Genomic DNA, 25368 nt, shown 5'->3' on the forward strand with positions numbered 1-25368 from the left:
CCGCCCGACCCACGACCGACCGGGGGAGCACCCATGACCGAACGTCACGACGCCGTCGACGTCATCCGGACCAAGCGGGACGGCGGCCGACTGTCCGACGACCAGATCGACTGGGTGGTCGACGCCTACACGCGCGGCGTCGTCGCCGACGAGCAGATGTCCGCGCTCGCGATGGCGATCTACCTGCGCGGCATGGACGGCGCCGAGACCGCGCGGTGGACCGCGGCCATGATCGCCTCGGGCGAGCGGATGGACTTCTCCTCCCTCGGCCGCCCGACGGCGGACAAGCACTCCACCGGCGGTGTGGGCGACAAGATCACGCTGCCCCTCGCCCCTCTCGTGGCGGTCTTCGACGTCGCCGTTCCCCAGCTCTCCGGCCGCGGGCTCGGCCACACGGGCGGCACGCTCGACAAGCTCGAGGCGATCCCCGGGTGGCGGGCGAGCCTGACGAACGAGCAGATCATGGGGATGCTCGGCGACGTCGGGGCGGTCGTCTGCGCCGCCGGGTCCGGGCTCGCCCCGGCGGACAAGAAGCTCTACTCCCTGCGGGACACGACCGCCACGGTCGAGGCGATCCCGCTCATCGCCAGCTCGATCATGAGCAAGAAGATCGCCGAGGGCACCGACTCGCTCGTCCTCGACGTCAAGGTCGGCTCCGGTGCGTTCATGACGGACCTCGACCGCGCCCGCGAGCTCGCCACGACCATGGTCGACCTCGGCGAGCGCGCCGGGGTGCGCACCACCGCGCTGCTCACCGAGATGAGCACGCCGCTCGGCCGCACCGCCGGCAACGCGCTCGAGGTCCGCGAGTCAGTCGAGGTCCTCGCCGGCGGGGGACCGGCCGATGTCCGGGACCTCACGCTCGCCCTCGCCCGGGAGATGCTCGACGCCGCCGGCCGGCCCGACGCCGACCCGGCCGCCGCCCTCGACGACGGCCGTGCGATGGACGTGTGGCGCCGGATGATCGCCGGTCAGGGCGGCGACCCGGACGCGGACCTCCCGATCGCCCGGCACACGCACACCGTGACGGCCGACCGCGCCGGCGTCGTCGGCCGGCTCGACGCGCTCGGGATCGGGGTCGCCGCCTGGCGGCTCGGCGCCGGCCGCGCGCGGCAGGGCGACGCCGTCCAGGCCGGCGCCGGGGTCGAGATCCACGCCCGCGAGGGGGAGCGGGTCGCCGCCGGGCAGCCCGTCCTCACCCTGCACACCGACGACGAGGGGCGGGTCGCTCGCGCGCTCGAGGCGCTCGACGGCGCCCTCGCGATCAGCGACGACGCCCCGTCGGGGGCGGGGGAGGTCGTGCTCGGCCGGATCACCGCCTGACGGTGGCGCCGCGCGGCCGGGCGCGGCACCCTGGGCGCATGCCGACGCCGTCGCCCCGCCCGTGGGCCCACGTCACCCTGTCCACGCTGATCGACCCGTTCGCCCGACCCGTCCGGACCGGCCACCTGGCCCGCCGGCTCTCGAGCGCCGTCCTGCCCGCGCGGGCGGCAGGCCTGGCCGAGGACACCCAGCGGGCCGCGACCGCCGGTGAGGCGCGGGCGCTCGCGGGCGTGCGGGCCGAGATCGGCGGGGCGCACGCCGTCCAGCGCGACCCGACCACGTGCGGGTCCGCGTCCCTCGTGGTCCTCGCCGCGCTCGGGGACCCCGAGCTCGAGCGCTGGATCGCCGAGGGGACGGAGCCGACGGCGCCTCGGCCCGAGATCCCGGACGCGGCCCGGAGCGCCGAGCTCGCCGAGCTCGCCGAGCAGGGGTTGACGCTCGACTCCCCGGAGCACCGGTTCGACGCGGCGCAGCGGCTCGTCAAGGCCGCCACGTCCCACCGAGCCCTCGGGGTGGCCGACTGGCCCGACAGCCTCGGCACGCCGCCGTGGGCCGCCGCCCGCGAGGCGCGGTTCCCGGGCGTGCGGTACCGGTGGACCCCCGTCGACGACCGCTCCGAGCGTGCCGCCCACGTCCTCGCGGCCGTCCACTCGGCCACGCTGGCGGGACTGCCGGTCCCGCTGTACACCTCCGGCGACCTCGGTGGGGGCCTCGGTAAGGCCGTCCCCCGGCACGTGGTGCTCGCCCGGCCGGCGCAGGACCGGGGGAGCGGGCCCGGCCTCGACGCCTCGGGAGCGCCCGCCCTGACGATCTACGACCCGTCCCGCGGGCTCGACCACCTCGTCCCCGTGGCCGACCTCCTCGCTCGTTCAACGCCCCTCAAGGCGCTGGGCTCGTGGAGCCACGTGGTGATCGCGCTGCTCCCGGTGCCGCGGGCCGGCTGAGCGGCAGCTGCGGCCACGGAGTCTGCCGTCGGCGCGCGTGCGGTTGCGGCGCCACCACGCGTGGTCGACGCCGCGTGGGGCGGCGAAGGACCGGGCGCGCGCGGCTGCTACATCCCGATCGCGGCGGCGACGTCCTCGCGCAGGACGGCCATCCGGGTATCGGCGGCCTCGCGGGCGGCGGCGAGCCCGGCCCGGCCGACCGGCTGCACGACCTCGAGATAGCACTTGAGCTTCGGCTCGGTCCCCGAGGGGCGCACGACGACCCGGTCGCCGATCTCGGTCTCCCAGACGACCCCGTCGGTCGGCGGCAGGTCCGCGGACCCGTGGGCGAGGTCGAGGGAGACGGTGACGGGCGACCCGCCGAGCTCGGTGGGCGGCTGCTCGCGGACACGCGTCATCGCCCGGGAGATGAGGGTGAGGTCGGTGACACGGACCGTCAGCGGCGCGGTCACGTGGACGCCGTGGGCGAGCGCGAGGTCGTCGAGGAGGTCCTGGAGCGTGCGACCGGCGCGGTGGGTCTCGCCGGCGAGGGCGGCGAGCCGGACGGCCGCGGAGATGCCGTCCTTGTCCCGCACGCCCTCCGGGTCCACGCAGTAGCCGATCGCCTCCTCGTAGCCGAACACGATCCGCGGGGCGCGGGCGATCCACTTGAAGCCGGTGAGCGTGACGGCGTGGTCGATGCCGTGCGCGGCGGCGATCCGCCCGAGCAGGCGGGAGGACACCACCGAGCTGGCGAGCACGGGGCGCCCGTCGGAGGCGCTTGCGGAGGTGCCGTCCGGCGTCGAGCCGGAGGTCGTCGGGGTGCCGGTCCCCGCGCGTGCGGCCTGGTCGCCGAGGAGGGCACCGATCTCGTCGCCGGTCAGCTGCCGCCACCCGCCGGCCGCGTGCGATGCCGGGATCGCGGCCGAGCAGCGGTCGGCGTCGGGGTCGTTGGCGATGACGAGGTCGGCGCCGGTCCCGCGGGCGAGGGCGAGGGCGAGGTCGAGCGCGCCGGGCTCCTCGGGGTTGGGGAAGGCGACCGTGGGGAAGTCGGGGTCCGGCTCGGCCTGCTCGGCCACCTCGTGGAGCTCGCTCACCCCGGCGCGCGCGAGCGCCGCCCGCGCCGTCTCGGCGCCGACCCCGTGCATCGACGTGTGGACGATCGTCAGGCCCTCCGCGGCGCCCGCGGGCACGAGCGACGCGACCCGGTCGAGGTAGGCCTCGACGATCTCCTCGCCCAGCCCCTCGCGCTCCCCGCGGGGCAGCTCGCGCAGGTCCCCGACGGCGGCGATCGCCTCGGCGATCCGCGCGTCCCAGGGAGCCACGATCTGCGTCCCGCGCTCCTCGGCCGGGACGGCCCGTCCGCCGAGGTAGACCTTGTAGCCGTTGTCCCGCGGCGGGTTGTGGGAGGCCGTGACCATGATCCCGGCGTCGGTTCCCAGGTGACGGACCGCGAACGCGAGCACCGGGGTCGGCAGGGGGCGCGGCAGCAGGAGGGCGCGGCCGCCGGCGCCGGCGACGATCTCGGCGGCGTCGCGCGCGAACTCGTGGCTGCCGTGCCGGGCGTCGTGCCCGATCACCACGACCGGGTCCGGACCGATCTCGGCGGTGAGCGCGGCCATGAGCCCGGCGGTCGCCCGCGTGACGGTGGCCCGGTTCATCCGGGTCTCGCCGGCGCCGATCTCGCCGCGCAGGCCGGCGGTGCCGAACTCGAGCGGGCCGGCGAACCGGCTCGACAGCTCGGCGGCCGCGTCCTCGTCGGTCCCGGCGAGCGCGATGAGCCCCTCGAGCTCGGCCCGCGTGGCGGGGTCCGGATCCTGCTCGGCCCAGGTGCGGGCCCGGCCCAGCACGTCGGGTCCCAGGACGATCGGTGCGGTCTCGCTGCCCTGCGCGTCGGTCATCCCCCGAACCTACTGCGCGTGCGGGGTGCGAGCGACGCGGAGGCCGCCGGAGCGCGGGCGCGAACCGTGCGCGGGAGGGCCGCGACTCTGGAACCATGTCCGCCGTGAGCCAGACGACCAGCGCGCCGCCGAGCGCGTCCGCCGCCCCCGCCCCGACCACCGCGCCGCAGCACGGCGCCGAGCGTCCGGGCCCCTCGGGCGTCCGCGGCGGCTCGCGCGTCGTCATCCTCGGCGGCGGCCCCGGCGGCTACGAGGGGGCCCTCGTCGCCGCACAGCTCGGCGCCCGCGTCACGCTCGTCGAGCGCCAGGGACTCGGGGGCTCGGCCGTCCTCACCGACGTCGTCCCCTCGAAGACCCTCATCGCCACCGCCGAGTGGCTCACCGTCACCGAGTCCGCCCACGAGCTCGGCATCCGTTCCGACGAGGTGCCCGAGAGCGGCGTCGGCGTTCTGTACGCGGACCTCGGCGTCGTCAACGCGCGCGTGCGCGAGCTCGCGGCCCGCCAGTCCGAGGACATCCGCACCCGCCTCGAGCGCGAGGGTGTCGAGATCGTCGACGGCACCGGCGCGCTCGGCGGCACCCTCTCCGACGGCGGCACGCGCCGGGTGACCGCTACGCTCGCGGACGGCAGCGTGCGCGAGCTCGAGGCCGAGATGGTCCTCCTCGCCACCGGCGCGACCCCGCGGGTCCTGCCGACCGCGCAGCCCGACGGCGAGCGGATCCTCACCTGGGCGCAGATGTACGCGCTCGACACGCTCCCGGAGCACCTCATCGTCGTCGGGTCGGGCGTCACCGGTGCCGAGTTCGCCGGCGCCTACAACGCGCTCGGCGCCCGGGTGACCCTCGTCTCCTCCCGCGACCGCGTGCTCCCGGGCGAGGACGCGGACGCGGCCGAGCTCATCGAGGGCGTCTTCCGGCGCCGCGGGATGACCGTCCTGTCCCGCTCGCGCGCCGCGGCGGTGCGCCGGGTGGGCGACGCCGTCGAGGTCGAGCTGACCGACGGCCGCGTCGTCGAGGGCTCGCACTGCCTCGTCGCCGTCGGTGGCATCCCCGCCACGGACGGCATCGGGCTCGCGGAGGCGGGCGTCGAGACCACGGACTCCGGGCACGTCGTCGTCGACCGCGTCTCGCGCACCCGCGCGTTCCGCGTCTATGCCGCCGGCGACTGCACCGGCGTCCTCCCGCTCGCCTCGGTCGCCGCCATGCAGGGCCGGATCGCCATGTGGCACGCGCTCGGCGACGCCGTGCCGCCGCTCGACCTGTCCACCGTCTCCGCCAACATCTTCACGGCTCCGGAGATCGCCACGATCGGCGCCACGGCGCAGGACTGCGCCTCCGGACAGGTCGACGGATCGATCTCGATCCTGCCGCTGGGGCGCAACCCGCGGGCGAAGATGCTCGGCATCACCGACGGCTTCGTCAAGGTCATCTCCGACCGCGCCACGGGCACGGTGCTCGGCGGCGTCGTCGTCGCCCCGAGGGCCAGCGAGCTCATCCTGCCGATCACCCTCGCGGTCACGCACCGGCTGACGGTCGACCAGGTGGCCAACGCCTTCACCATCTACCCCTCGCTCAGCGGGTCGATCACGGAGGCGGCGCGCACCCTGCACGTGACCGGCGAGCAGGGCCAGGAGTGAGAACCACGGGCACCGACTACCCTGGGGCGGTGAGCGACCCCGCCGATACCGGCTCCCACCCCGCGCCGGCAGCCCCCGCCGCGCGCCTGCCCGACCTCGCGACCTGCGACCTCGTCGACCTCTTCCAGGCGGTGTGCGACGCCCCCTCCGTCTCCGGCGCGGAGGCGCCGCTCGCCGACGCGATCGAGACCGCCCTGCGCGCGACCGGTCACCTCGAGGTCCTGCGCGACGGGGACACGGTGGTCGCCCGCACGCAGCTCGGACGGGACTCGCGGATCGTCGTGGCCGGCCACATCGACACCGTGCCCCTGGCGGGCAACCTGCCGACCGAGCGGCGCGTCGAGGACGGCGCCGAGGTGCTGTGGGGCCGGGGGACGGTCGACATGAAGGGCGGCGTCGCGGTCGCCCTCTGGCTCGCGGCCCGGCTCGACGCACCGCATCACGACGTCACGTGGGTGCTCTACGACAACGAGGAGGTCGCCGCCGACCTCAACGGCCTGGGCCGGGTCGTGCGCGAGCACCCGGACTGGGTGACGGGCGACGTCGCCGTCCTCGGCGAGCCCACCGCCGGCGGGGTCGAGGGCGGCTGCAACGGGACGCTGCGCGTCGAGGTCACCACCCGCGGCGTCACCGCGCACTCCGCGCGTGCCTGGCGCGGCCACAACGCCGTGCACGCCGCCGGCGAGATCCTCGAGCGGCTCGCCGACTACGAGCCGGCGGAGGTCGCCGTCGACGGGCTCGTCTACCGCGAGGGCCTCAACGCGGTCGGCATCACCGGCGGGATCGCGACGAACATGATCCCCGACTCCTGCACGGTCACCGTCAACTACCGGTTCGCGCCGTCGCGCTCGGTCGAGGAGGCGACCGCGCACGTGCGGTCCGTGCTCGACGGCATCGATGCCGAGATCGTCCTGTCCGACGCCGCGGGCGGCGCCCGCCCCGGCCTCGACGACCCGGTGCTCGCCGCCGCCGTCGAGCAGCTGACCGGGGCCACCGGCGGGAGCGTCGGGCCGAAGTACGGCTGGACCGACGTCGCGCGGTTCGCCGAGCTCGGGATCCCCGCCCTCAACTTCGGCCCCGGGGACCCGATGCTCGCCCACGCCGACGACGAGCGCTGCCCGACCGCCCAGGTGCGCGACTGCGCGCGGGCGCTCGGCGCCTGGCTCGCCCCGGGTCTCGATCTCGACACCGCGGGCGGGGGAGACTGACCCGCGGATCCGTGCGCGCCGCACGCCGTCGGTGGGCCACACTGATGGCATGAGTGTCGAGAAGCGGTCCGCACGCCTGACGAACGGCACCTATCGGAAGGGACCGGTCCTCCTGAGACGCGACCTGATCCCCGACCAGACCACCGACGCGCGGCTGCTCGCGCCGGACCAGGACGGGTCCTTCGTCCACCAGGACCCCTGGCGGGTCATGCGCATCCAGTCCGAGTTCGTCGAGGGCTTCGGGGCGCTCGCCGACCTCGGGCCCGCGATCTCGGTCTTCGGCTCCGCCCGGCTGGGGGAGGGGGCCGCGGAGTACGAGATCGCCCGCGAGGTCGGCCGCCGGCTCGCCGCCGAGGGGTTCGCCACCGTCACGGGCGGTGGTCCCGGCGTGATGGAGGCCGCCAACCGCGGCGCCGTCGAGGGCGACGGCCTCAGCGTCGGTCTCGGCATCGAGCTCCCGCACGAGCAGGGCATGAACGAGTACGTCGACCTCGGCGTCAACTTCCGCTACTTCTTCGCCCGCAAGACGATGTTCCTCAAGTACAGCCAGGGCTTCGTCGTCCTGCCGGGCGGTCTCGGCACGATGGACGAGCTCTTCGAGGCACTCACGCTCGTCCAGACGCAGAAGGTGACGAGCTTCCCCATCGTCCTCGTGGGGAGCGACTTCTGGGGCGGGCTCGTCGACTGGGTCGCCGGCACGATGCTCGAGCGCGGCACGATCTCGGAGCACGACGTCGACCTCATGCCGGTCGTCGACACCGCCGAGGAGGCCGTCGACGCCGTCCTGTCCCGGGTCCAGCGGCTCGCCGACGAGAAGCGCGCCCAGCAGGCCGCCGAGGAGGAGGGCGACGGCCGGCCCGAGTAGCCGCCGCGCGCCCACCTGGCCCGACCCCGAGGTCGGAGGCCCGCCCCGGTCCGCCGAGCTGCCGGCGCTGTCCTGTGCGTCGCGTCCGTGTCCTCCGCGCGCCCGGGAGGTGGCGCACGCCCCGATCCGGGACACTGGCGGCGGCGGCCCGTCCCGTCGGCCGCCCACGACCACGCGCGCGAGGGAGCAGCACGGATGAGCACGAGGACCGAGGACGACCTGCTCGGGAGCGTCGAGGTGCCGTCGGATGCGTACTACGGCATCCATACTCAGCGGGCGATCGAGAACTTCCGGATCAGCTCGTCGACGATCGGTGACGTGCCGGCGATGGTGCGGTCGATGGTCCAGGTGAAGAAGGCCTGCGCGCTCGCCAACGGCGAGCTGAGGACCATCCCGCCGAAGGTCGCGCGGGCGATCGCCGACGGGTGCGACGAGATCCTCGTGGGCGGCCGGTGCATGGACCAGTTCCCCATCGACGTGTTCCAGGGCGGCGCGGGGACGTCGGTCAACATGAACACCAACGAGGTGGTCGCCAACCTCGCCCTCGAGCAGCTCGGCCTCGAGAAGGGCCGGTACGACGTGGTCAACCCCAACGACCACGTCAACAAGAGCCAGTCGACCAACGACGCCTACCCGACCGGCTTCCGCCTCGCCGTCTACGCGGTGGTGCGTGAGCTGTGGGAGGAGATCGACCGTCTGGCCGCGGCCTTCGAGGCCAAGGGCGAGGAGTTCGCGGACGTCCTCAAGATGGGCCGCACGCAGCTGCAGGACGCCGTCCCGATGACCCTGGGACAGGAGTTCACCGCGTTCGCCGTGCTCCTGCGCGAGGAGGTCCGCCACCTCTCCCGCCTCGCCGAGCTCCTGCTCGAGGTCAACCTCGGGGCCACCGCCATCGGCACGGGCCTCAACACCCCCGAGGGCTACTCGGAGCTCGCCGTCGCGCGCCTCGCCGACGTCTCCGGCCTGCCGGTCGTCCTCGCGGAGAACCTCATCGAGGCGACGTCGGACACCGGTGCCTACGTCTCCATGCACGCCGGGCTCAAGCGCGTCGCCGTCAAGCTGGGGAAGATCTGCAACGACCTGCGCCTGCTGTCCTCCGGCCCGCGGGCCGGGCTCAACGAGATCAACCTGCCCGAGCTCCAGGCCGGGTCGTCGATCATGCCGGCCAAGGTCAACCCGGTGATGCCCGAGGTCGTCAACCAGGTGTGCTTCAACATCATCGGCAACGACGTCACCGTGACGATGGCGTCCGAGGCGGGCCAGCTCCAGCTCAACGTCATGGAGCCCGTCATCGCCCAGGTCCTCTTCGAGTCCGTCTCGCTGCTCCGCAACGCCGCGATCGGGCTGCGCGAGAAGTGCGTCGACGGCATCACCGCGAATCCCGAGGTCGGCCTCGCGGACGTGCTCGGCTCGATCGGGATCGTCACCTACCTCAACCCGGTGATCGGCCACCACAACGGCGACCGCGTGGGCAAGGAGGCCGCCCGCTCCGGCCGGTCCGTCAAGGAGGTCGTCCTCGAGCTCGGGCTGCTCGACGAGGCGCGCATCGACGAGCTCTTCTCGCGCGAGAACCTCATGCACCCGAAGTACCAGGGCGAGATCTTCCCGGCCGAGGACCCCGACACCTACCCACGGCCCGACGGGTCGACCCCGGAGGACGACCGGGTCGGGTGAGGGGGCGCCCGGCAGGGCGCCCGGGTCGTGACGGGGGCGGACCCTACCGCACGATCCGGCACAGGTCCCGGTGTGACCTAGAATGGACGAGGCCATGGTGTCCGCGCAGACGGTTTCGGGGTAGGTCCCCGGTGCTGCGGGCCCGATCACGCAGGAGAACGAGAGGTGCGGCAATGGCAGCGATGAAGCCGAGGACCGGGGACGGGCCGCTCGAGGTGACGAAGGAGGGACGCGGCATCGTCATGCGCGTCCCGCTCGAGGGCGGCGGCCGCCTGGTGGTCGAGCTCAACGCGACCGAGGCCGGTGAGTTGAGCGAGGCGCTCGCCGCCGTCGCCTCCTGACACCGACCGACGCCAGACACCCCACCGACGGCCGGCCGCGCGACGCGGCCGGCCGTCGGCGTCCCCGAAGGAGTCCCGTGCCCAGTGAACCGAGCGACACCCCCGTCGTCGACCTGCCGCCCGTCGGCCTTCCCGGGCTCGACGTCAGCGACCGGCCGTGGTCGGACGCGCTCGCCACGGACCCCGTGCCCGACGCCGTTGCCCTCCTCGTCGGTGCGGACGGCCCCGGACCGCGCGCCGGCGAGGTCGCCGAGCGCTACGGCATCGACCTCGAGGCCGAGCTCACCGACGGCACCGCGGGCAGCGTCCGCACCGTCCGGCTCCCGCGCATGCGCGACGGCGTCGACGTGCCGTGGGCCGGACTGCCGGCCACCGTCCACCTCGTCCGCACCGGCGACGCCGGAGTCGCGGACCTGCGCGCCGCGGGCCTCGGGCTCGGTCGGGCGCTCGCGGGGGCGGCCTCCGGAGTCGTCGTCCTCGAGTCGGCTCGGGCCGCCGACCCGGCGGGCACGGCGGACCCGATCGGCCCCGACGACGCAGCGACCGAGCAGCCCGCCGGCGACCCGGCCGTCCCCGCGGCCCCTGCGGATGCCGTGGCGGCCCTCGCGGCCGGCCTGTGGCTCGACGCCTACCGGCTGCCGACGCGCGCGCGCACGAGCTCCGCGAAGCCCCCGGTCGGGGCGGTCGAGCTGCTCGTGCCCGGCTGGTCGGAGGGGACCGACGTGCCGGCCGCCGCGCGCGAGTCCGTCACCGCCACCCACCACGCGCGGGCGCTGACGGCGACCCGCTCGACCGTCAAGAACCCCGCGTGGACGGCCGCGGCCGCGCAGCACCTCGTCGACGGGCTCGAGCCGGAGGTCAGGGCGCGCGTGAGCGTCGACGTCCAGGACGAGGCGCGCCTCGCGGAGCGCGGGGCCGGCGCGATCCTCGCCGTCGGGGCCGGGTCGCCCACGCCGCCGCGGCTCGTCACCGTCACCTACACGCCCGCGTCGCCCGTCGGTCGCCGGGTCGCGCTCGTCGGCAAGGGCATCACGTTCGACACCGGCGGCCTGTCGAAGAAGCCGACCGACGGCATGCTGACGATGTCGACGGACATGGCGGGCTCGGCGGTCGTCCTCGCCACCGTCCTCGCGGCCGCCCGGCTCGGCCTGCCGCACACCGTCACCGCCGTGCTGCCGCTCGCGGAGAACGCATTCGGCGGCGGCGCCTACCGCCCCGGCGACGTCGTGCGCACGCTGTCCGGCCGCACCGTGGAGATCGGCAACACCGACGCCGAGGGCCGCCTCGTCCTTGCCGACGGACTGACGCACGCGATCGACGTGGCCGACCCGGACACGATCCTCGACGTCGCGACCCTCACGGGAGCCGCCAAGATCGCGCTGGGGACGACGGTCTCGGCGCTGTTCGCCACCGACGACGCGCTGGCGGAGGAGCTGGCCGCCGCCGGTGACGCCGCGGGGGAGAAGGTGTGGCGCCTGCCGATGCCCGACGACTCCGAGGCGGCACTCGACTCCGACCTCGCCGACGTGCGGCAGACCCCGCGCGCCGACGTCCACGCCGTGGGCGGCACGATCTTCGCCGCCATGTTCCTGCGCCGGTTCACCCAGGGGCGCCGGTGGGCGCACCTCGACATCGCTGGGACCGGCCGGTCGACGGGTGGGAAGCGGCTCGCCACGGGCGCGCCGACCGGGGTGGGCGCCGCGCTGCTCGTGCACTGGCTCGTGGGCCTCGGTCCGGACGGGCGCGAGGCCTGAGCCCGGTGGGTCGGACCTGTGTCGGCCGGACCTGTGTCGGCCGGACCCGCGTCGGTCAGACCCGGACGGCCGCGACCACGCCGGTGCCGGCGGTGAGCAGGGTCGGCAGGAGGCGCTCGTCGTCCCGCACGGAGCGGACGAGCTCGCGCGCGGTGACGGTCGTGTCGTCGCGGCGTGCCGGGTCGGCGACGCGGTCACCGGCGAGCGCGCCGGAGACGACGAGGACGCCGCCGGGACGCAGGAGGCGGACGGCCTGCTCGACGCACTCCGGTGCCTCGGCCGGGTCGCCGTCGACGTGGACGAGGTCGTAGGCGCTGTCCGCCAGGCGCGGCGCCACGTCGAGCGCGCGGCCCGAGATCAGGCGGGTGCGGGCGGGACGAACGCCGAACGCGAGGAACGACTCGCGGGCCGAACGCTGGTACTCGCCCTCGACGTCGATCGTGGTGAGGACGCCGTCGGACGGCATGCCGGCGAGGAGCCAGAGGCCCGAGACCCCGGTGCCGGTGCCGATCTCGGCGACGGCCTTGGCCCGGACGGTCGCGGCGAGCAGCCGGAGGACCGCGCCCGTCCCGGCGGAGACCGGCCCGACGCCGAGCTCCTCGGAGCGCGCACGCGCCTGGGTGATGACCTCGCCCTCGGCGGCGAACTCCTCCGCGTAGGCCCACGACTGCGCCTTGTCGACCGACATCCGGTCCTCCCTTCCCACGGCACGGCGTGCCGGACTGCGTCCGATCGTAGGCGGGCGCCCCACGTGGTGCCGGGAGGCGGGCCGGGGACGGGGTGAGGGCCGGGGGTGGGAACCGGGTGCGAGGAGCGGGCCACGAGGGGGCCCGGTGGTGGTGTGAGGTCCGAGGGGGGAGACGGCTCACGACGGGCCCGGTGGTGGTGCGAGGTCCGAGGGGGAGACGGGTCACGACGGGCCCGGTGGCGGGTGTCGCCCGGGGCGGGGACCAGGCGCAGGACGGGGAGCGCTCACCGTGCGTCCGCACCCGCGGGGGCGCCCGCGGCGATACCGTAAGCCCGGACGAAGGAGGGTCACATGGCCGACGAGAGACAGTTCCCCGCCGGGCCGGGTCGAGGCGACGACGCGCAGCACCCGGACGGGCGCCAGGGCCAGGACGGCCCGACGCAGGGGGGCCCGTACTCGCGGTTCGCCCCGCCCACGGACGACGGCGACGAGCCTGGCGGCCGGCACGCCCAGGGGGCGCCCGCCGGTGACCCCGGCCCCGCCCAGCGACCGGCCAACCCGGCGCGTCCCGTGGGGATGCCGCGGGACCGCGCCGACAACGGCGACGGCCGGTGGATGCCCTCCGGTGCGCGCCAGCCGATGCCCTCGGCGCGCCCCACCGGCACCGGCACGCACGAGGTCGGTGGCCGACCAGACTCCCCGATGGCGGGGTCCCCCGAGAGCGGGGCCACACGCCCCTTCCAGGGTGCTCCCGGCGAGAGCGGCCCCACCCCCGGTGGGCCCGGAGCGGCCCCCGGTCCGTACGGGCAGGGGGCGGCCGGCTCCGCCGCCCCGGGCCCGGGGGCCACGGGACCTGGCGCTCCTGCGTACACCTCGCCGAGCAACGGCTCGGCGGCCCACGGCGTGCCCTCCGCCGGTGCACCCGGCGCGGGCAGCTCCGAGACCACCCGGCCCGCGGGGCAGCCCGAGGCGGGCCCCGGTGGGGGTTCGTCGTCGTCCTTCTCCGGCTCCGCCGGTCCCACCGCGGCGGGAGTGGGCGCGGCCGCGGCCGGTTCGGGCTCCCCGGCGTCGGCCGCCGGCGCGGCGCACCAGCCCGGGCACGGCTTCGCGGCGCCCGTCGGGTCGCCCGGTCAGCCTGACCGGTCCGGCTCCTCGTTCGGCGGGTTCGGCAGCCCGTCGGCCCCCGGCAGCGGCTTCGGTGGCGGCTCCGGTGCGGGCCCGGGTTCCGGCTTCGGCGCCGGGTCGGGCGCAGCCGGTGGCTCGGGCTACGGCGCCGACCGCAGCGCGTCCGCGGGAGACGGCGGAGGCTCCGGCCGGTCGCAGCGCCGGGGCGTGGCCGTGCCGGTCGTCGCCCTCATCACGGCGGTCGCGCTGCTGGCGGGCCTCGTGCTCGGCGCGCTCGGCGGCCGCTGGCTGCTGTGGGACGAGTCGAGCGCCGTGATCGGCGAGGACGACTCCGAGGAGTCGGATCCGCCCGAGTCCGCGAGCGGGGCGGTCGGGGTCGACCGGCCCGACGCGTCGGTCGCCCAGATCTCGGACATCGCGCTCGCCTCGACCGTCTACATCGAGGCCCGCAACGGCCAGGTCGGCGGCTCCGGCACGGGGATGATCTACTCCGAGGACGGCCTCATCGTGACGAACAACCACGTGGTCGAGCCCGCGCTGGACGGTGGCCAGCTCACCGTGACGTTCCACGACGGGACGCAGGAGGAGGCCGAGCTCGTGGGCCGCTCGCCGGGATACGACCTCGCGGTCCTCCAGGTCCCGCGCGAGGGCCTCACGCCGCTCGTGCTCGCCGACTCGGACGAGGTCGTCGTCGGCGACCTGGTCATCGCCGTCGGCGCCCCGCTCGGTCTCACCGGCACGGTGACCGCCGGGATCATCTCCGCGCGGAACCGGCCCGTCACCGCGGGCGATCCCGGCGACGAGAGCTACATCAACGCCCTGCAGACCGACGCCGCGATCAACCCCGGCAACTCGGGCGGGCCGCTGCTCAACTACGACGGCGAGGTCGTCGGCATCAACTCGGTCATCTACTCCAGCGGCGAGGGCGGCGCGGGCAGCATCGGTCTCGGCTTCGCGATCCCCGCCAACCAGGTCGAGACCACCGTCGGCCAGCTCATCGAGGACGGCACGGCCTCGTTCGCCCAGATCGGCATCAGCCTCGACCCGAGCTACTTCGGTGAGGGCGTGCGGGTCGTCGAGGACGAGGACGGCGTGGTCCCCGACGGACCGGGTGACGACGCGGGCATCGAGCCCGGGGACATCATCACCGCGTTCGACGGCACGCCCGTGACCGAGCCGTCGGAGGTGATCGTGTTCGTCCGCTCCCACCAGGGCGGTGACGTCGTCACGCTCACCATCGAGCGCGACGGCGAGGAGCAGGAGGTCGACGTCACCCTCGCAGAGGTCGAGGAACCCCTCTGACCCCTGGGGCGGGGCCGGGACCCGGGACCCGGCCCGCCTAGGATGGTGCGTCATGGGGATCAGCGGGAGCGAGCTCGTCGTCCTGCTGCTCGTGGGCTTCCTCGTCGTCGGCCCCGAGAAGCTCCCCGAGCTCTCCCGTCAGCTCGCCCGCATCGTGCGCAAGGTCGCCGCGGTCGCCCGCGACACCGGGGACAAGGTCCGTGCCGAGCTCGGCGACGACCTCGAGGATCTCAAGTCGCTCGACCCGCGCCAGTACGACCCGCGCCGGATCGTCGCCGACGCGATGAAGGAGCCTGCGCGCACCGCGGGCCGGGCCGGCACCGCTACGGGTGCCGGCTCGAGCGCCGCCGCCACGGGTTCGGCGGCGGGCGTCACGGCGACCGCGAGCTCGGGCGCGGGCCCGGGACAGTCGCGCGGGACCGGGGCAGTGTCCGCGGCCGGCGCCGATGAGCGACGCCGCCCCGACCCCTTCGACCAGGCGCGGCCGGCGCCCCACGACCCCGACGCGACCTGACCCCGTCGCCGGCCCGAGCGGGTCAGACCGGCGTGACGCCCAACGAGCGGCCGGCGAGGCCGCGCGCCCGGGTGCCCAGCGTCGCCGCGAGGTCGAGCAGGGCGCCGGTGGCGGGGGAGGATGCCGCGTCGCCGGACAGCGTGGCCGGGACGCCGGAGTCGCCGGACTCGCGGATCGCCACCTCGAGGGGCAGCTGCGCGAGCAGCGGCACGTCGTAGCCGAGGGTCTCGCTCAGCCGCGTCGCGGTCTCCCCGCCGCCGCCCGAGCCGAACAGCTCGGTGCGCGAGCCGTCCGGGCCGTCGAACCAGCTCATGTTCTCGACCACGCCGACCACCTTCTGGCGGGTCTGGGTCGCGATCGTGCCGGCGCGCTCGGCCACCTCGGAGGCCGCGACCTGCGGCGTGGTGACGACGAGGATCTCCGAGCCGGGCAGCAGCTGGGCCACGGAGATCGCGATGTCGCCGGTCCCGGGCGGGAGGTCGAGGAGCAGGACGTCGAGGTCGCCCCAGAAGACGTCGGCGAGGAACTGCTGGAGCGCGCGGTGCAGCATCGGTCCGCGCCACACGACCGGGCTGCGGTCCTGGACGAACATGCCGATCGAGATGACCTTCACGTCGTGCGCGACCGGCGGGAGGATCATGTCGTCGACCTTGGTCGGCGGCAGCTCGACCCCGAGCATGCGCGGGATGGAGAAGCCGTAGATGTCGGCGTCGAGCACCCCGACCTTGAGGCCGGTCGCCGCCATCGCGGTGGCGAGGTTCGCGGTGACCGTCGACTTGCCGACGCCGCCCTTGCCGGACGTGACCGCGTAGATGCGGGTGAGGCTGCCGGGCTTGCTGAAGGGGATCTCCGGCTCCGGCGTGCCGCCGCGGAGCTGCGTCTTCAGCTCCTTGCGCTGCTCGTCGGTCATCACGCCCATCGCGACCCGGACGCCGCTCACACCCTCGAGCGCGGCCACGGCGTTCGTCACGTCCCGGGTGATCGTGTCCTTGAGCGGGCAGCCCGCGGTGGTGAGGTCGATGCCGACCTCGACCTCGCCCGACTCCTCGATCTCGATGCTGCGCACCATCCCCAGCTCGGTGATGGGGCGGCGGATCTCGGGGTCGATCACCGTGGTCAGCTCGGCGCGGACGGTCTCGACGGTGGGGGCGGTCATGCCTCCATGGTAGGCAGCCCCGGGCCCCGATCCTGGTGGCTCTGGTCACCCGCGGGTGCGGAGTCGCCCACCGGGGGTTCGTCGTCGGACATATCGCCCCCGGCCCGGCCACGCAGCTCGGTGACCTCCCGCTCGAGCTCGACGATCCGCCGGTCGCGGTCGGCCACCTCCTCGGCGAGGAGGTCGCGCAGCTCGGAGCGGACGAAGTCGCGGGTGGCGACCTCGCCGACCGCCATCCGCAGCGAGGCGATCTCGCGGGTGAGGTACTCCGTGTCCGCGAGCGTGCGCTCCGCGCGCTGGCGATCCTGCTCGGCCGAGACCCGGTCGCGGTCCACCTGCCGGCTCTGCGCGAGCAGGATGAGCGGCGAGGAGTAGGAGGCCTGCAGCGAGAGCATGAGCGTGAGCAGGGTGAACCCGAACTCCTGGGAGTCGAACCGCCAGGCCACGGGCGCGAACGAGTTCCACACGAGCCAGACCGTGACGAACACGGTGAGGTAGACGAGGAATCGGGGCGTGCCGAAGAAGACGGCCACCGACTCGGAGACGCGGCCGACCTTGTCCGGGTCGGACGGGCGCCGCGTGAACCAGGGGCGCCGGCTGGTGGGGGTGTCGAGCCGGTCAGTCATCGGTGCGCCGCTCCTCCACGCTCTCGTCCATGGCCTCGTCGGTCACGTCCTCGTCGGCCTCGCGCCAGTCCTCCGGCAGGAGGTGGTCGAGGACGTCGTCCACGGAGACGGCGCCGAGCAGGCGGCCGTCCTCGTCCCCCACCGGCAGGGCGGTGAGGTTGTAGGTCGCCAGCAGGCGGGTGACCTTGCCCAGGCCGTCGGTCGGCAGCACCGGGTCGATGTCCTTGTCGAGGATCGTGCCCACCGGAGTGGTCGGCGGCTCGCGCAGCGCGCGCTGGAGGTGGACCACGCCGAGCAGCCGGCCCGTCGGGGTCTCGAGCGGGGGGCGGGCGATGAACGTCAGGGCGCCGAGGGCGGCCGGGACGTCGCTGCGCCGCGCGTGGGCGAGCAGGGTCGCCACGGTCGCCTCCGGCGGGAGGATGACGGGCTCGGTCGTCATCAGACCACCGGCGGTGTGCTCGTCGTAGGCCAGGAGCCGGCGCACGTCCTCGGCCTCCTCGGGCTCCATCCGCTCGAGCAGGGTCGCGGCCGTGGTCTCGGGCAGCTCGGACATGAGGTCGGCGGCGTCGTCGGGCTGCATGACGTCGAGGACGTCGGCCGCCCGCTCGAGGTCGAGCCCGGAGACGATGTGCACCCGGTCGTCCTCGCCGAGCTCCTCGAGGACGTCGGCCAGCCGCTCGTCGGGCAGGTGCCGCGCCACGTCGAGGCGCCGCTGGTCGGGCAGGTCGTGGAGGACGTCCGCGACGTCGGCCGGCTTGAGGTCGGTGAGCTGCGCGAGCAGAGACTCGGTGCCCTGGGCGAGCGCGGCGCCCGTCAGGCCGGTCACCTCGTCGATCCCGACGACGAGGGTCTCCCCGCGCTGGAAGGTCGCGCGCGGCCTGATCCGCCGCACGAACAGCTTGGTGGCGAGCCAGTCGCGGTTGCGCTGCTGCTCGATCGCGATGTCGAGGACCGACGCGTCGCCCGACCCGTCCGTCAGCGTGACGCGGCGGTCGAGCAGCTCGCCGACCACCTGGCGCTCGGCCATCCGGGCCTGGAACCGGCGCAGGTTGAGCAGCCCGGTGGTGATGACGGCCCCGGGCTCGATCGCCGTCACCCGGGTGAGGGGGACGAAGATGCGGCGCCGGCCGGGCACCTCGACCACGAGCCCGACGGCGCGGGGCGCGGCGCGGACGCGGGTGAGCAGGACGACGTCACGGACCCGTCCCACCTGGTCACCGATCGGGTCGAACACGGTGGTGCCGGCGAGGCGGGCCACGTAGACGCGCGCGACGTTGGTCGGGCGGGGCGTGGTGGCTGACACGCGTCGAAGCGTAACCGCGGCCGTGCGGGCGGCGCCGGGGACGGGCCGTGATGACGCGGGGAGCGGGGCGCGGTCACGCCGGGAGCGGAGCGTTGTTTCGCCGGGAGTGGAGCGCGGTGGCGGCCCGGCCGCGCCGGGCGGGATACTGGACCCATGTCGATCCAGAACCAGCCGCTCGGCGCGAGGGCGCTGTCGATCCCCACGGGGGTCCAGCTCGCCGCGTACTCCAGCTACGAGGATGCGCAGCGTGCCGTCGACCACCTCTCGGACACGGACCACGACGTGCGGCTCGTGTCGATCGTCGGCGAGGACCTGCGGCTCGTCGAGCGCATCACGGGGCGGCTCGACTACGGGAAGGTGGCGGGCTCCGGCGCGCTGACCGGCGCCTGGTTCGGCCTGATGATGGCGCTGGTCATGTGGCTGGTCATCGGGAACTTCGGGCTCGTCGACTTCGTCATCCCCGTGCTCGTGGGCGCGGCCTTCGGCGTGCTTCTCGGGATCGTCAGCTACGCCGTGCGCCCCAAGACCCGCGACTTCACCTCCTCGAGCACCGTGGTCGCCAAGCGGTACGTCATCATCGCCGGGCCGACCGTGGCCGACGAGATGCGTGCCGCCCTCCAGAAGGAGGGGCTGCTCGGCAACGCGCCGGCCGCCCAACAGGGTGCGGGGGCGTACGGCGCGGGGCAGGGTGCGTACGGCGTGTCCGCGCACGGGGCACCGCAGCACGCGGGCGGGCCGGCGGGCACGCAGGGTCAGGCGGGCGCGCCCGGACACGGCGGCATGCCCGGACACGCGGGCACCCCCGGGACGAGCGGGCAGCCCGACGGCGGTCAGGACGCCTGGACCCCCGGCGCGCGCGGCGAGGGTGCGACCGGCTCGCACCCCGCCGGCACCCACGACGCGGGAGCGTCGGTGCACGGGGGCCATGACGCCGGCACCCCCGCGTACGGGGCCGAACAGCCCGCGGGTGCCGAGGCCGGCGCGGACAGCGCGCCTCGTCCCGCCCCCGCCGGGTTCGAGCCGACGGCGGACGGGGCGCCCCGCTACGGCGCCCGCCTCGAGGACCTCACCCCCGACCAGCGGGCCCACGCCGAGGCCCAGCTGCGCGCGGCGGACGAGCACCGGGGGGCCGCCGAGAACCGGACGGCCCCCGACGCGGGCGGGCACGACCAGCAGTGAGCATCCCGGTCGGCCTCTCGACGGCCTCGGTGATGCCCGGGTCGGTCGAGGACACGTTCGCCCTCGCGGCCGAGCTCGGCTACGACGGCGTCGAGATCATGGTGCTCACGGCGCCGGAGTCCCGCGAGCCGCGGCTCATCAACGCGCTGTCGAAGAAGTACGGCATCCCGGTCCACGCGATCCACGCGCCCACGCTGCTGCTCACCCAGGGCGTGTGGGGCCGGGAGCCGTGGGACAAGGTCGACCGCTCGGTGGACCTCGCGGGAGAGGTCGGGGCCGGCGTCGTCGTGCTCCATCCGCCGTTCCGGTGGCAGAGGAAGTACGCCAGGCGGTTCGTCGAGGCCATCGCCGAGCGGGAGGCGGCCGGCGACGGCGTGCGGCTCGCGGTGGAGAACATGTTCACCTGGCAGGCCCAGGCCGGCGGCGCCCACCTCAAGGCCTACTCGCCGGGCTGGGACCCGACCGAGCACGACTACGGCTCGGTGACGATCGACCTCTCGCACGCGGCCACGTCCGGGATGGACGCCGACGCCACGATGTCGATGGTGCGGTCCCTGGGGGACAAGCTCGCCCACCTCCACCTCACCGACGGCACGGGCACGATCAAGGACGAGCACCTCGTGCCCGGCCGCGGCAACCAGCCGTGCGCCGAGGTCCTCCACCACCTCCGGGACACGGGGTTCTCCGGCTCGGTGGTCGTCGAGATCAACACCCGGTCCGTGTCCACGCTCCAGCGCCGCACGATGAACATGGAGTCGCTGCGGTTCGCGCGCGAGCACCTGGCGCCGGTGCGAGACGGTGCGGCGCCGGGAACGTCGTCGTCGGGGGAGTCCGGGACCTCCGGGGACTAGGCGGTCCGTCAGCCGCGCAGGGCGGCCATCCACTCCTCGATCGCCTCGGGGGTGCGCGGCAGGGCCGCCGACAGGTTCTCCACGCCGGTCTCGGTGACGAGGACGTCGTCCTCGATCCGCACGCCGATCCCGCGCATGTCCTCGGGCACCTTGAGGTCGTCGGCGCGCAGGTAGAGGCCCGGCTCGATGGTGAAGACCATCCCGGGAACGAGCTCCGCGTCGAGGTACATCTCGCGGCGGGCCTGCGCGCAGTCGTGGACGTCGAGCCCGAGGTGGTGCGACGTCCCGTGGACCATCCAGCGCCGGTGGTACTGCCCCTCCGGCTCGAGCGAGGACGCGGCGTCGACGGGCAGCATCCCCCACTCGGCCAGCCGGGCGGCGACGACCTCCATCGCCGCGGCGTGGACGTCCCGGAACCGGACCCGCGACCCGTCCTCGTTCACCCGCCCGGCCACCGCGAACGCGGCGTCGGCGGCGTCGAGCACCGCCCGGTAGACGCGGCGCTGGGGCTCGGTGAACGTGCCGTCGACCGGGAGGGTGCGCGTGACGTCGGCCGTGTAGAGCGAGTCGACCTCCACCCCGGCGTCGATCAGGACGAGGTCGCCCGCGCGCACCTCACCGTCGTTGTGGATCCAGTGCAGGGTGTTCGCGTGGTTGCCGGCGGCGGCGATCGTGTCGTACCCGATGCCGTTGCCGTCGAGCCGCGCCCGCGCGGCGAACGCGCCCTCGACGATGCGCTCGCCCCGCGCGTGCCCGGACGCGCGCGGAAAGGACCGGACGACGTCCTCGAAGCCCCGCGCGGTGGCCGCGACGGCCGCCCGCAGCTCGCCGACCTCCCAGGAGACCTTGACGAGCCGGAGCTCCGAGAGTCGCTCGGTCAGCTCGGCGTCGACCGTCTCGGTCCCCGTGAGCCCCGCCTGCGCGCGCACCTGGTCGACGAGCTCGGTGACGGCCTGGTCGGCCCCGCGCACGAGCCGGACCTGGACCTGGCCGACCCCGGCGTCCTTCGCCAGGTCGTCGCGCAGGGTGTCGATGTGGGCCGTGCGCAGGCCGGTGGCCGCCGCGACCTCCTCGAGGGAGGGGCGCTCGCCGACCCACAGCTCGCCGTACCGGGCGTCCGCGTAGAACTCCTCGGTGTCCTTGCCGGCGCGTGGGCGGAAGTAGAGGACGGCCTCGTGGCCGGCGGTCGAGCCGTCCTCGCCCGCCTCGGCCGGGTGCAGCACGAGCACGGAGTCCGGCTCGGTCGCCGATCCCCAACCCGTGAGGTGGGCGAACGCCGAGTGCGCCCGGAAGATGTAGTCGGTGTCGTTGCTCCGCACCCGCAGGTCGCCGCCGGGCAGCACGAGGCGCTCGCCGGGCAGGTCGAGCGAGAGCGCCGCGCGGGCCGTGGCCGCCGTCGCCGCCGAGGCCAGCCGCTCCGGGAGCGGCGACTCCCGCTCCTCCCACCCGTCCGCGATGAAGGCGCGGAACGCCGCCGAGCTCGGCCGCTGCGACCGGTTCGACCCCCGGTCCTCGACCGGCTGGTCGTCGGTGGGCGTGGTCGTCGGGTGCTCATCGGCAGCGGTCGTCATGCGCTCATCGTCCCACCGCCGTCAGGTGGCCGGGAACGGGGCCGGCCGCCGGTGACGGGCCCCGGCCCCGCCGTCCCCCGGTGAGGAGCGACGGCGTCGGACCGGCCGCGGCGCGCCTCGTACACTCCGTCCGTGACGACGACGCGCATCGACCCCCACACCCACTCGTCGGTGTCGGACGGGACCGAGACCCCGGGCGAGCTGGTGGCCGCGGCGGCGCGGGCGGGGATCGACGTCCTCGGCCTCACCGACCACGACACGACCGCCGGCTGGTCGGAGGCCGTCGCCGCCGCGCAGGTCCACGGTGTCGCGCTCCTACGCGGCATGGAGATCTCCACCCAGTTCGAGGGGCGCTCGGTCCACCTGCTGTCCTACCTCCACGACCCGGTGAACCCCGCGCTCCTCGAGCGCACCGAACGGGCCCGCAGCTCGCGCGTGGAGCGGGCCCGGGAGATGGTCGAGCGCATCGCCGTCGACTTCCCCATCACCTGGGAGGACGTCCTCGCGCAGGTCACGGACGGCGCCACCGTCGGCCGTCCGCACATCGCCGACGCCCTCGTCGCCGCCGGGCACGTCCCCGACCGCGACGCCGCCTTCGCCCCCGGCGGCCCCTGCGCCAACCGGACGAGGTACTACGTCCCGCACTACGCCCCCGACGTCCGTGAGGCGATCGAGCTCGTCCGCGGCGCCGGGGGAGTGCCGGTGATGGCGCACCCGGGGGCCGTCCGCGGTCGCGCGCTCCCGGAGGCAGGCATGCGCGGGGCGATCGAGGCCGGCCTGCTCGGCCTCGAGGTCGACCACCTCGACCACGACGACGACACGCGCACCGCCCTGCGCGCCCTCGCCGAGCGCCTCGACCTCGTCGTCACGGGCAGCTCCGACTACCACGGCACCGGCAAGTCCAACCGCCTCGGGGACCACCTCACGGCGCCCGACCAGCTTGCGCGCATCGTCGCCGCCGGCACGCTCCCGCTCGTGGTCCCGGGGAACGCCGGATGAGCGGCGTGGTCGACTGGACGATCCTGCTGTCCACGTTCGTCACGCTGTTCGTCATCATGGACCCGGTGGGCAACCTGCCCATCTTCCTCTCCCTCACCTCGACGATGACGGTCAAGGAACGTCAGCGTGCCGCGTTCCTCGCCACCTCGGTCTCGTTCGGGGTGATCGGGGCGTTCGCCGTCGGTGGGCCCTACATCCTCGAGTTCCTGGGCATCACGGTGCCGGCGCTCCAGCTCGCGGGCGGCCTGCTCCTGCTCCTCGTCGCGATGCAGCTGCTCACCGGCGCCGCCGAGGAACCCGGGCCGTCCGGGTCCGGTGCCGCCGTCGCGCTCGTCCCCATGGGCACGCCGCTCATGGCCGGGCCCGGGTCGATCGTCGCGGCGATGCTCGCGGTGCAGCAGGCGGACACGGCACCCACCCTGGTCGGCGTGGCGATCGGCATCGTCGCCGTCCACCTCGTCATCTGGCTGTCCCTGCGGTTCTCCAGCATCGTCCACCGCGTGCTGGGGGCGTCCGGGACCACGCTCGTTACCCGCCTGTCCGGCATGCTGCTCGCCGCCATCGCTGTCCAGCTCATGGCCACGGCGACGTTCGCGTTCGTCGACATGTACCTGGGTCGGTAGGACCGGGCACGACGACGACGACGCCCGCCCGGTGGTCCCGGGCGGGCGTGGTCGGGGCGGCGAACCGCCGAGTGGGGATCCTTCGTCAGTCGCTGGACGAGGCGGGGGCTGCGGAGCCCGACCCGTCGCCGCCCGAACCGCCGGTGCGACGACGACGGCGCCGCCGCGGACGACCCGAGCCGCCCTCGCCGGAGCCCTCGGACCGGGTGCCGCCGGAGCGCTCGGAGCGCGACCGGCCCTCGCCGCCGGAGCGACCGCCACCGTTCCGGCCGCCGGAGCGGTCGCCACCGGAGCGGCCACGGCCGCCGCCGGACCGGGCGCTCTGGCGCGAGCCGGCGGACTTGCCGGTCTCGCCGAGGTCCTCGACCTGCTCGGCGTCGAGCCCCGCGCGGGTGCGGGCGGAGCGGGGCAGGGTGCCGCCGGTGCCCTCGGGGATGTCGAGGTCCGCGTAGAGGTGCTCGGAGGTGTGGTACGTCTCGGGCGGCTCGGCCAGGCCGAGGCCCAGCGCGTTGTTGACGACCGACCAGCGGGGGATGTCGTCCCAGTCGACGAACGTCACCGCGGTGCCGGAGTTGCCCGCGCGGCCGGTGCGGCCGATGCGGTGGAGGTAGATCTTCTCGTCCTCGGGGCACTGGTAGTTGATGACGTGCGTGACGTCGTCGACGTCGATGCCGCGGGCCGCCACGTCGGTGGCCACGAGGACGTCGACCTTGCCGGTGCGGAACGCGCGCAGCGCCTGCTCGCGGGCGCCCTGGCCGAGGTCGCCGTGGATGGACGCGGAGGCGAACCCGCGGTCGGCGAGGTCGTCGGCCACCTTGGCGGCGGTGCGCTTGGTGCGCGTGAAGACGATCGTCAGGCCGCGCTCGCGGGCCTGGAGGATGCGCGCGAGCATCTCGACCTTGTTCATCGCGTGCGCGCGGTAGACGACCTGACGGATGGCCTTGACGGTCGCACCCGTGTCGTCGGGGTCCTGCGCACGGATGTGGGTGGGCCGCGTCATGTACCGCCGAGCCAGCGAGACGACGGCGCCCGGCATCGTGGCCGAGAACAGCATGGTGTGGCGGTTCGCGGGGGTCCGCGAGAGCAGGGTCTCGACGTCGGGCAGGAAGCCGAGGTCGAGCATCTCGTCGGCCTCGTCGAGGACGACCGTGGACACCGAGCTCAGGCGCAGCACCTTCTGCTTGAGCAGGTCGATGAGGCGGCCCGGCGTGCCGACGACGACCTCGACGCCGGCCTCGAGCGCGGCGATCTGCGGCTCGTAGGCGCGGCCGCCGTAGACCTGGACGATCCGCACGGACCGGCGGCGCGAGGCGGCGACGAGGTCCTCGGCGACCTGCTTGGCGAGCTCGCGCGTGGGGACCACGACGAGGCCCTGCGGGGCGCCGGGGTCGAGCAGCTCGTCGTACCCGTCCTCGCCGGGGGCGACCGTGTGCTGGAGCAGCGGGATGCCGAAGCCGAGCGTCTTGCCGGTACCGGTCTTGGCCTGCCCGATGATGTCCGCGCGCTTGAGCGCGACCGGCAGCGTGAGCGCCTGGATGGGGAACGGGTGCGTGATCCCGACGTCGCGCAGGGCGCCGGCGATCGGCTCGGCCACGCCGATGTCGGCGAAGGTCTGCTCGACCGCGGCGGGCACGGTGCCGGCGTCGGTGATGTCGGGGGTGGCGGCGTCGATCTCGACGGGCGCGTGGGCGCCGGAGACGTCGACGACGCCGGAGGTGGCAGCGGTGGTCATGATCCTTCTTCGGTCGATCGGTGGGCGCCGGTTGGCGCGGGCAGCCGATCGCACACGAGGCAGGGCGCAGAGA

21 protein-coding genes are annotated in these 25368 nt (G+C 75.0%); 14 read left to right on the plus strand and 7 right to left on the minus strand.

All coding sequences use genetic code 11. The features are described 5' to 3' along the window. Positions 1-33 precede the first annotated feature (33 nt). Together AC24FB_RS11575 and AC24FB_RS11580 are read left to right on the plus strand one after the other, a co-directional pair. Positions 34-1323 carry a thymidine phosphorylase gene (locus AC24FB_RS11575; protein WP_425715445.1) on the plus strand — a complete coding sequence of 430 codons (1290 nt, stop codon included), beginning with the start codon at positions 34-36 and terminating at the stop codon, positions 1321-1323. Positions 1324-1361: 38 nt separating this feature from the next. Next, positions 1362-2267, plus strand: coding sequence for a hypothetical protein (locus tag AC24FB_RS11580; protein WP_425715446.1), 906 nt, complete (start codon positions 1362-1364; stop codon positions 2265-2267). A gap of 107 nt (positions 2268-2374) precedes the next feature. Here the strand turns inward: AC24FB_RS11580 and AC24FB_RS11585 are convergent, their stop codons facing one another. Further along, the gene (locus AC24FB_RS11585) at positions 2375-4147 is read right to left on the minus strand and encodes a phospho-sugar mutase (RefSeq protein ID WP_425715447.1); all 1773 of its coding nucleotides are present in this window, start codon (positions 4145-4147) and stop codon (positions 2375-2377) included. Between the two features lie 104 nt (positions 4148-4251). Between AC24FB_RS11585 and AC24FB_RS11590 the strand changes: the two genes are divergently transcribed. From AC24FB_RS11590 to AC24FB_RS11615, 6 genes are all read left to right on the plus strand, one after another. After that, complete coding sequence (locus AC24FB_RS11590; protein ID WP_425715448.1) at positions 4252-5784, plus strand: NAD(P)H-quinone dehydrogenase; 1533 nt, start codon at positions 4252-4254, stop codon at positions 5782-5784. Positions 5785-5813: 29 nt separating this feature from the next. Beyond that, positions 5814-6992, plus strand: coding sequence for a succinyl-diaminopimelate desuccinylase (gene dapE / locus AC24FB_RS11595; protein WP_425715449.1), 1179 nt, complete (start codon positions 5814-5816; stop codon positions 6990-6992). 49 nt (positions 6993-7041) lie between these two features. Then, positions 7042-7857 carry an LOG family protein gene (locus tag AC24FB_RS11600; RefSeq protein ID WP_425715450.1) on the plus strand — a complete coding sequence of 272 codons (816 nt, stop codon included), beginning with the start codon at positions 7042-7044 and terminating at the stop codon, positions 7855-7857. Between the two features lie 195 nt (positions 7858-8052). Then, complete coding sequence (aspA, locus tag AC24FB_RS11605) at positions 8053-9531, plus strand: aspartate ammonia-lyase (protein ID WP_425715451.1); 1479 nt, start codon at positions 8053-8055, stop codon at positions 9529-9531. A gap of 173 nt (positions 9532-9704) precedes the next feature. Then, a complete protein-coding gene (locus tag AC24FB_RS11610; protein ID WP_425715452.1) occupies positions 9705-9872 on the plus strand; it encodes a DUF3117 domain-containing protein in 168 nt (55 codons plus the stop codon). Between the two features lie 77 nt (positions 9873-9949). Next, positions 9950-11626: a leucyl aminopeptidase family protein gene (locus AC24FB_RS11615; RefSeq protein WP_425715453.1), complete on the plus strand. Its 1677-nt coding sequence runs from the start codon at positions 9950-9952 to the stop codon at positions 11624-11626. Positions 11627-11681: 55 nt separating this feature from the next. Here the strand turns inward: AC24FB_RS11615 and AC24FB_RS11620 are convergent, their stop codons facing one another. Beyond that, positions 11682-12314 carry an O-methyltransferase gene (locus AC24FB_RS11620; protein WP_425715454.1) on the minus strand — a complete coding sequence of 211 codons (633 nt, stop codon included), beginning with the start codon at positions 12312-12314 and terminating at the stop codon, positions 11682-11684. A gap of 351 nt (positions 12315-12665) precedes the next feature. On the opposite strand from AC24FB_RS11620, the gene AC24FB_RS11625 reads away from it, so the two are divergent. Next, complete coding sequence (locus AC24FB_RS11625; RefSeq protein WP_425715455.1) at positions 12666-14741, plus strand: S1C family serine protease; 2076 nt, start codon at positions 12666-12668, stop codon at positions 14739-14741. 52 nt (positions 14742-14793) lie between these two features. Continuing rightward, positions 14794-15255, plus strand: a complete 462-nt coding sequence (locus AC24FB_RS11630; protein WP_425715456.1) for a twin-arginine translocase TatA/TatE family subunit — start codon at positions 14794-14796, stop codon at positions 15253-15255. A 22-nt stretch (positions 15256-15277) separates the two neighbouring features. On the opposite strand, the gene AC24FB_RS11635 is transcribed toward AC24FB_RS11630, so the two are convergent. The 3 genes from AC24FB_RS11635 to AC24FB_RS11645 are packed head-to-tail and all read right to left on the minus strand — an operon-like array spanning position 15278 to position 18340. Beyond that, positions 15278-16411: an Mrp/NBP35 family ATP-binding protein gene (locus AC24FB_RS11635; protein ID WP_425715457.1), complete on the minus strand. Its 1134-nt coding sequence runs from the start codon at positions 16409-16411 to the stop codon at positions 15278-15280. Beyond that, the gene (locus AC24FB_RS11640; RefSeq protein ID WP_425715458.1) at positions 16408-17037 is read right to left on the minus strand and encodes a DUF1003 domain-containing protein; all 630 of its coding nucleotides are present in this window, start codon (positions 17035-17037) and stop codon (positions 16408-16410) included. Before AC24FB_RS11640 ends, AC24FB_RS11635 begins: the two co-directional genes overlap by 4 nt. Further along, complete coding sequence (locus AC24FB_RS11645; protein ID WP_425715459.1) at positions 17030-18340, minus strand: magnesium transporter MgtE N-terminal domain-containing protein; 1311 nt, start codon at positions 18338-18340, stop codon at positions 17030-17032. Before AC24FB_RS11645 ends, AC24FB_RS11640 begins: the two co-directional genes overlap by 8 nt. Positions 18341-18493: 153 nt before the next feature. Here AC24FB_RS11645 and AC24FB_RS11650 point away from each other — a divergent pair, with 153 nt between their 5' ends. Further along, positions 18494-19519 carry a YflT domain-containing protein gene (locus AC24FB_RS11650; RefSeq protein WP_425715460.1) on the plus strand — a complete coding sequence of 342 codons (1026 nt, stop codon included), beginning with the start codon at positions 18494-18496 and terminating at the stop codon, positions 19517-19519. Next, the gene (locus AC24FB_RS11655; protein WP_425715461.1) at positions 19516-20370 is read left to right on the plus strand and encodes a sugar phosphate isomerase/epimerase family protein; all 855 of its coding nucleotides are present in this window, start codon (positions 19516-19518) and stop codon (positions 20368-20370) included. The genes AC24FB_RS11650 and AC24FB_RS11655 overlap by 4 nt, the downstream gene beginning before the upstream one ends. 8 nt (positions 20371-20378) lie before the next feature. Here AC24FB_RS11655 and AC24FB_RS11660 read toward each other — a convergent pair whose 3' ends face one another. Further along, positions 20379-21941, minus strand: coding sequence for an aminopeptidase P family protein (locus AC24FB_RS11660; protein WP_425715462.1), 1563 nt, complete (start codon positions 21939-21941; stop codon positions 20379-20381). Between the two features lie 132 nt (positions 21942-22073). Here AC24FB_RS11660 and AC24FB_RS11665 point away from each other — a divergent pair, with 132 nt between their 5' ends. Beyond that, positions 22074-22940 carry a PHP domain-containing protein gene (locus AC24FB_RS11665; RefSeq protein ID WP_425715463.1) on the plus strand — a complete coding sequence of 289 codons (867 nt, stop codon included), beginning with the start codon at positions 22074-22076 and terminating at the stop codon, positions 22938-22940. Further along, positions 22937-23563 (plus strand): MarC family protein, encoded by a 627-nt coding sequence (locus tag AC24FB_RS11670; RefSeq protein WP_425715464.1) that lies wholly within the window; start codon positions 22937-22939, stop codon positions 23561-23563. The genes AC24FB_RS11665 and AC24FB_RS11670 overlap by 4 nt, the downstream gene beginning before the upstream one ends. 85 nt (positions 23564-23648) lie before the next feature. Here AC24FB_RS11670 and AC24FB_RS11675 read toward each other — a convergent pair whose 3' ends face one another. After that, positions 23649-25295, minus strand: a complete 1647-nt coding sequence (locus tag AC24FB_RS11675) for a DEAD/DEAH box helicase (protein WP_425715465.1) — start codon at positions 25293-25295, stop codon at positions 23649-23651. Positions 25296-25368 lie beyond the last annotated feature (73 nt).

The organism is Georgenia sp. Z1344 (assembly GCF_057652375.1).